This window comes from Gluconobacter sp. NFX36, assembly GCF_049887835.1.
Taxonomy (GTDB): Bacteria; Pseudomonadota; Alphaproteobacteria; order Acetobacterales; family Acetobacteraceae; genus Gluconobacter; species Gluconobacter japonicus_A.
The window spans coordinates 221,308-227,935 of record NZ_JAGEKJ010000006.1; the positions used below are offsets into that span (position 1 = coordinate 221,308).

Annotated in this window: 6 protein-coding genes; 3 read left to right on the plus strand and 3 right to left on the minus strand. The window is 57.1% G+C overall.

Going from position 1 to position 6,628, the window contains the following annotated elements:
- Positions 1–129 precede the first annotated feature (129 nt).
- Positions 130–1,116, plus strand: a complete 987-nt coding sequence (locus J4P41_RS08600; RefSeq protein WP_426066777.1) for a hypothetical protein — start codon at positions 130–132, stop codon at positions 1,114–1,116.
- 1 nt (position 1,117) lies between these two features.
- Here the strand turns inward: J4P41_RS08600 and J4P41_RS08605 are convergent, their stop codons facing one another.
- A complete protein-coding gene (locus J4P41_RS08605) occupies positions 1,118–1,903 on the minus strand; it encodes an SDR family NAD(P)-dependent oxidoreductase (RefSeq protein ID WP_426066778.1) in 786 nt (261 codons plus the stop codon).
- Between the two features lie 72 nt (positions 1,904–1,975).
- Between J4P41_RS08605 and J4P41_RS08610 the strand changes: the two genes are divergently transcribed.
- Positions 1,976–2,251 carry a helix-hairpin-helix domain-containing protein gene (locus J4P41_RS08610; protein ID WP_426066779.1) on the plus strand — a complete coding sequence of 92 codons (276 nt, stop codon included), beginning with the start codon at positions 1,976–1,978 and terminating at the stop codon, positions 2,249–2,251.
- On the opposite strand, the gene J4P41_RS08615 is transcribed toward J4P41_RS08610, so the two are convergent.
- Both J4P41_RS08615 and J4P41_RS08620 read right to left on the minus strand, forming a co-directional pair.
- A complete protein-coding gene (locus tag J4P41_RS08615; RefSeq protein ID WP_426066780.1) occupies positions 2,248–3,147 on the minus strand; it encodes a retroviral-like aspartic protease family protein in 900 nt (299 codons plus the stop codon). The two genes, J4P41_RS08610 and J4P41_RS08615, sit on opposite strands and share 4 nt — an antisense overlap.
- On the minus strand, positions 3,144–4,094 hold the full coding sequence (locus tag J4P41_RS08620) for a tyrosine recombinase XerC (RefSeq protein WP_426066781.1): 951 nt from the start codon (positions 4,092–4,094) through the stop codon (positions 3,144–3,146). Before J4P41_RS08620 ends, J4P41_RS08615 begins: the two co-directional genes overlap by 4 nt.
- 33 nt (positions 4,095–4,127) lie before the next feature.
- Here J4P41_RS08620 and J4P41_RS08625 point away from each other — a divergent pair, with 33 nt between their 5' ends.
- Positions 4,128–6,368: a primosomal protein N' gene (locus J4P41_RS08625; RefSeq protein ID WP_426066782.1), complete on the plus strand. Its 2,241-nt coding sequence runs from the start codon at positions 4,128–4,130 to the stop codon at positions 6,366–6,368.
- Positions 6,369–6,628: the final 260 nt, after the last annotated feature.

Below are 6,628 nucleotides of genomic sequence, written 5' to 3' on the forward strand. Positions count from 1 at the left end.
ATTCAGTCTGCTGTCGCAGGGTGATTATAACGGAGAAAGACATCAGCAAAAAAGACTAAGGGGACAGATGGTCCCTGAGCTGATGACGTATTGGAAATACTGAGTGTGTTGCCCGGAAGGCCACAGAATATGAAGAAACTGATTCTTGCTCTTCTTGTGTCCTCAGGGCTGTTCATTGAAACCGCGCAGGCTGAAAATTCTGTCGAGTGTGTGACTGCGCCGATTCTTTTGCCTCTTCTGGGAGGGCAAGGCGATGCGCCGCTGATTCCCGTGACCATCAATGGCAAACCGGCTGCAATGTATGTCAGTCCCGCATTTGATTATATTTACATTCGCAACTCTGGGGACGTCCGGTTTCCGCAGGCCGATGAAGATGCGAGGGTCATTATCAACGGGACCTATCAGGAACGGGCTTATCACTCCAAAATTTCTGAGCTTGTTCTGGACGGTGTAGCGCTCAAAGATGTGGATGCTGTTTTGCTGGAGCGGCCAACAGCACAAAGCGTGGATGGCAGGCCGATTGTTGGTGTATTGGGGCGGGCCGCGCTTTCCCGTCTTTCTGTTTTGATAGACATTCCCAAGCGGAAGTTTGCTTATCTTGAGTTCAGCCGCGACGCTGCCTGTAAGGGCGCAATAGACACTTTCCTTGGGGAAGAGAGCCGCTCTCTGTATCTGGAAGATGATTTTACAGTTCATGTACGGATTGGCGGTAGGAAAAGGCGTGTCAGCTTTAATCCTGACCTGACGTACACGACGTTTCCATCCGCCTGGATTTCCTCTCTGAAAGACAGTCTCTCAGGATTGGGTGAGCAGAAAAAATTCACGCATTATGACGGCTTCATGAGTGTGGGGCAGGTGGCGACGGTCAGGAATATGACAATGGGCGGTCTTTCCATTGAAGACGAGAAGGTTCTTTTTCAGGACGATGTTCGGATTGGCAGCCTGGGACTGCCGTTTTTCGAGAACAAGATTGTTCTCTGGAACCTGCGTGAAAACAGAATGTATTTTACGCTCTCAAATGACCAGCCGCCGCTGCCCAAAGGCAGGAATCTCCATTTTTTCTCAACGCATTCAGGCAACGTCTCCGTGCAGAACAAGCGCGGAGACGTGGAGTAAGTTAGTTCATAGGAAAGGGAGGTTGCCCGTTTGATGCGGTCACGCCCCCATCAACCGGCATGATGAGGCCCGTAATGTAGGCAGCATCATCGCTGGCAAGAAAGGTGATGGCTGCGGCCATGTCTTCCGGCTCGCCCAGACGTTGCAGAGGAATCCGGTCCTCAACACTTTTAACAAAAGCGGCGTCTTTCACAGCCTCTGCTGTCATGGCGGTCCGGGTTACGGATGGGCAAATGGCATTGATACGGACGCCATCTTTACCATGATCCATGGCGAGAACGCGGGTCAGGTTCACGACGCCGCCTTTGGCCACGTCATAATAGGCTGTATTCCAGTCGCCGCGCATACCGGAAACAGAAGCCGTATTGACGATATTGCCTTTGCTTTTGATGAGGAGTGGCAGGAAGGTCCGGCTGACATTCAGGGTGCCGGTCAATGTTGTGGCGCAGACCGTCTCCCAGGCGGACAGATCGCCATCCAGCACAGTCCCCATTGTTGTGACGCCAGCATTATTCACCAGAACGTCCAGCGTTCCGAAGTTTTGTTGTGTGAAGGTGAGAAGTGCTTCAACCTGTTTGGGTTGGGAAATATCAGTTAGGGAAGCCGTCGCTTTTGCCGGGTCAAGAGACGTCATGACATCATTCAGTTTGTCTTCGTCCCGATCAACCAGAAGAACATGTGCCCCTTCTTCCAGAAAGCGGAGAGCGGTTGCGTGCCCAATCCCGGATGCTGCCCCTGTTACAAGGACTTTCCGACCCGTGAAACGTGATAACCCGTGAAGTGCCATGAATGATGTCCTTTTGTTGCTAGGACATTAAGGTGTCAGTGAGAGCATGGTTGCCTGAAGAGGAGCCTAAGGATGAGCGATCTTGCGAAACTGAAGAATGTCGGTAAGGCAGCATTGGCTGATTTTGCTGTTCTCGGAGTAACATCGACAGCGCAACTGGCTGCGTGTGAAGCAGATGATCTTTATGTGAAACTGTGTGCGCTCACCGGGCAGAGGCATGATCCCTGCGTATATGACGTTTTTGCCGCGACCATCCATCAGGCTCGAACAGGAGAAGTTCTGGATTGGTGGGTCTTCACACCATCCCGTAAAGAACGGATGAAAGCAGGGAATTTTTGCAGAATCTAACGAATGAAAACCTGACCCGTGGAATAAGACAGCCAGATATCATGCTTGGCGAACCAGTCTGATCCCAGAAGCATATCTGCTTGATCGTGGACGGGGGCTACGGTCAGAACCGGGTTTTCCCAGACCGTACCTCCCATGGAAAAGCGTTTGAAGCGGTGCCAGTGATAGCGGCGTTCATGTAGATCCACTCCGGCTGTCGTTCCGCCGGGATCGAGAGCCAGAAGTTCGTCCGTTAGACCCAGCCGATAAGCGAAATCCGTACTGATAATATGTGAGCGTGCACCGCTATCCAGCAGGGCGGTGCCGTGGGCGCCATCCAGGGTGAACGTGACCATCATGCGGCCGTCCATGACGCGGGCAGGCACGGTGTTCCATTTGCCTTTCCATGATGGCGCAAGCTGGCAGTCTGAGGAACTGGGCAGGATTTTCCAGAAGATGAGCTGCTGATGTGGCACATCGAATTCCAGATCGTATCCGTCCAGAACGTCTGCTCCCAAAAGTCCCAGAATGGGTGGGCGGATCATGGGGGAGCCGGGGAGAGACCCTACGGGCATGGAGCCAGCTCCCAGTGCGAGTTTGCCAAGACGCAGATCGGCGATGCGGCTGTTCGGGACCAGTCGGGGAGCCCCATTTGGCCCCTGCATGACGGTATGGCGGTTCTGGTCCTGCGGTAGGCGAAGTGTCCTGATTCCTTCAGGCGTCATCAGGCTTCCCTGTGAGCCTGTATCCACGATCATGGAGGCTGCCTGGCCGTTGATCTGAACAGGAACACTCAGATAACCGCCATCATTACGAAGGGGGAGGACCGTGGCCTGGGTCATGCGACAGGTTCCGGCATTCGCATATCCGGTTACCGCCAGAAGGGATGTCAGAAAGCTCCCGATCAGTCGTTTCATTTCTGCTCCGCCCGTGGATGTGCCTTGCGCCAGACGTCCAGCAGGTGCTTTTCGTCCGCCAGCGTATAGGCCTGGGTGGTGGAAAGGCTGGCGTGACCCATGAGTTCCTGAATGGCACGCAAATCTGCGCCGCCTTCCATCAGATGGGTTGCAAAGGAGTGGCGCAGCGCATGGGGGGTAGCGGAATCCGGCAGACCTTCGCCTTTTCGCCATTCCCGCATGGCGCGTTGGGCGACGCCGGGGTTCAGGCGCCCCCCGCGCGTGCCGCAGAATAAGGGAGCATCGGGGGAGGGGGATGGATGGGCGGCTTTCCAGGTCTCCAATGTCTCGCGCACGGCGGGGAGAAGAGGAACGAGGCGTTCTTTCCCACCCTTACCGACAACCCGAAGCATATTTTCGCCCGCGTTTGAAAGATCCCGCACGTCCAGTGCGAGGGCTTCGCCAATGCGTAATCCGGTGCCGTAAAGCAGCGTGAAAAGGGCTTTGTCCCTGAGGGCAGCGGCGCTGGTGTAGGCGTCGTCGGAAATGCCTTCGGGAGCGGCGAGAGCCTGTTCCTGCCCAAGGGGGCGGGGAAGACGTTTTTTCAGGCGCGGTGTGGCCAGAAGTCCGGGAGCGGGATTTGATATATCGAACCGGACGGCCAGATATCGGTAAAACGACCGCAAGGCCGATACGCGACGGGCTCTGGATCGGGCGCGGGAGTCTGCGTTCGTGGCGCGGCGTGTAGGTTTTTCGCTGCGAGCGGTTTCATGGGCCAGCCAGGCGCGCAAATCGGCCAGAGACAGTTTGGCGAGGGATGTCAGATCAACGTCCCCGCTAAGGTGCTGCTCGAAAAAGGCCAGTGCCAGAACAATATCGTGCCGGTAAGCCTCGACTGTTCGCAGGCTGGAGCGCCGTTCATGGGTCAGCCATTCGGTCCAGTCGCGCAATGCGTCATGGGCCATCATGGCATTTCGGGCTCAGGGAGGTTAGACACAGGCATGGCATCCAGCAGCCTACCCAAGCCTGACCTCTGGCGAAAGCCACCCCCCACCGGAACGCGCGTTTCGGTGCTCGTTCCGCTGCCTTTTCCGGGGCCGCTGGACTATCTGGCCCCCATACCGCTTCAGCCGGGTGATCTGGTTACGGTTCCGTTGGGAAAACGGGAGACTGTTGGATGCGTCTGGGACACAACCACCACGGTTCCGGCTGATTTCGCGACAGCACCGGCACGTGAAGTTCCACTGTCCCGCCTGCGTCCCGTGGTCGAAAAGCTTGATGTACGTCCTTTGCCGGGCAGCCTGCGGCGGTTCATCGACTGGGTGGCAGCCTATACGCTGACGCCGCCGGGGCAGGTTCTGGCTATGGCGACCCGGATTCACCTGAAAGATGCACCCAAACCTGCTCTTGGTTGGGTTCGGACTGAGCAGCCCGAAGATGGTCTGCGTGTGACGCCAGCACGTCGCGCTGTTCTCGATGTGGCATCCAGCACGGCGATGACGACATCCGATCTTGCGGCGGCCAGCGGAGCCAGTTCCGCCGTTATCAGAGGGCTTGCGACGGCTGGTCTGTTGCGGGAGGCCGTGATTTCGGTGGCGGCACCTTTCGCGACACCTGACCCAAGCCATGGCGCGCCGCGTCTTTCTGACGAGCAGGCAGAGGTTGCACAGCAGCTTTGCCGTCCGGTGGAAGAGCAGCGCTTTGACGTGACCCTGCTTGAGGGCGTGACAGGGTCTGGCAAGACGGAAGTGTATTTTGAGGCTGTGGCGGCCTGTCTGGCTCAAGGAAAGCAGGTTCTGGTCCTGTTGCCGGAAATCGCCCTGTCAGCGCAGTGGACTGATCGGTTTATCCGTCGCTTTGGTGCGGAACCGGCTGTCTGGCACTCCGATCTCGGGGCCAAGCGTCGGCGTGAAACATGGCGTGCTGTTGCTGATGGCACGGCACGCGTTGTGGTTGGCGCACGGTCAGCCCTGTTCCTGCCGTTTGAAAATCTGGGCCTTGTCGTGGTGGACGAGGAGCATGAAAGTGCTTTCAAGCAGGAAGAGGGCGTCATGTATCATGGGCGGGACATGGCTGTGGTCCGTGCCCGCCTCGCCAATGCTCCCGCCATTCTTGTTTCTGCCACGCCGTCATTGGAGACGTTGGCGAACGTCGAAGGTGGTCGTTATCACCATGAGCTTCTGACTGCCCGGCATGGTGGCGCGACAATGCCGGACGTGTCTCTGGTCGATATGCGGTCTGACCCGCCGGAACGGGGATTGTTTCTGTCTCCGGTGCTCTGCACCGCCATTGATGAAACGCTGAAGAATGGGGAGCAGGCGATGCTGTTCCTCAATCGCCGTGGCTACGCGCCCCTGACGCTCTGTCGCGCCTGCGGGCATCGGATGCAGTGTCCTAACTGTTCCACCTGGCTGGTGGAACATCGGGCGCGCGGTATCCTGACCTGCCATCACTGCGGTCATACCGAGAGCATTCCGTCAGACTGTCCGCAATGCCATGCTGAACATTCTCTGGTGCCGATCGGGCCGGGGATCGAGCGCATTACGGAAGAAGCAAAACTGCGTTTTCCGGAGGCGAAGATTCTTGTCATGTCTTCAGACACGCTTGGGTCTCCGGCCGCAACAGCGGAGGCTGTGCGGAAGATCACGGATGGCGAGGTCAATCTCATCATCGGAACGCAGATCGTCGCTAAAGGCTGGCATTTCCCCAAGCTGACGCTCGTAGGTGTGGTGGATGCCGATCTGGGGCTGGGCGGCGGTGATCTTAGAGCAGCGGAACGCACCGTTCAGCTTCTGCATCAGGTCGCGGGGCGTGCGGGTCGTGCGGAACGTCCCGGCCGTGTGCTGCTTCAGAGCTATGTGGGCGAGCATCCGGTCATGACGGCGCTCGTCTCGAATGATTTCCAGACCTTCATGGAGCAGGAAGCGGAGCAGAGACGTCCGTCTTTCTGGCCGCCTTATGGGCGTCTGGCGGCGCTGATTGTCAGTGCGGCGACAGCCGATGCGGCGGATGCGCTGGCAAAGGAAATCGCGTTTGCCGCACCAGAGCGGGAGGGTGTTCAGGTTCTGGGCCCTGCGCCTGCGCCTCTGGCTGTACTGCGTGGAAGGCATCGGAGGCGATTATTGCTGCGGACCATGCGCGGAATTGCTGTTCAGCCGATTTTGCGGGACTGGCTGAAAGACATCAAACCCAAGGGAAGTGCCAGGATCGATGTTGATATCGACCCGATTTCGTTTCTCTGACCGTGCTTCGGAATGGTTCATGAAATCACAATAGTTTCACAGAGTAACAATAAAGATCTGTTAAACACCCTCAGCATCAAACTAGGGCATAAGGCGTGTTGTCAGACAGAGAGCGTAGCCAGTGGCTGGCGGATGGAGGGATCGAAGAACTGTTTGTTGATGCGCTTGTCTGATGATTTTAGTTTTTTGGCGCTTTGATTGAGGGTTTCCGGGGTGACTTTCGCTCTGCGTTTTGAGCAGATCACGGTCCATCGCCGGTG

What these genes read in the sequence shown, in the direction of transcription:
- J4P41_RS08600 (WP_426066777.1), top strand. Translation starts at nt 130, where the DNA reads ATGAAGAAACTGATTCTTGCTCTTCTTGTGTCCTCAGGGCTGTTCATT.
- J4P41_RS08605 (WP_426066778.1), bottom strand. Translation starts at nt 1,903, where the DNA reads ATGGCACTTCACGGGTTATCACGTTTCACGGGTCGGAAAGTCCTTGTA.
- J4P41_RS08610 (WP_426066779.1), top strand. Translation starts at nt 1,976, where the DNA reads ATGAGCGATCTTGCGAAACTGAAGAATGTCGGTAAGGCAGCATTGGCT.
- J4P41_RS08615 (WP_426066780.1), bottom strand. Translation starts at nt 3,147, where the DNA reads ATGAAACGACTGATCGGGAGCTTTCTGACATCCCTTCTGGCGGTAACC.
- J4P41_RS08620 (WP_426066781.1), bottom strand. Translation starts at nt 4,094, where the DNA reads ATGATGGCCCATGACGCATTGCGCGACTGGACCGAATGGCTGACCCAT.
- J4P41_RS08625 (WP_426066782.1), top strand. Translation starts at nt 4,128, where the DNA reads ATGGCATCCAGCAGCCTACCCAAGCCTGACCTCTGGCGAAAGCCACCC.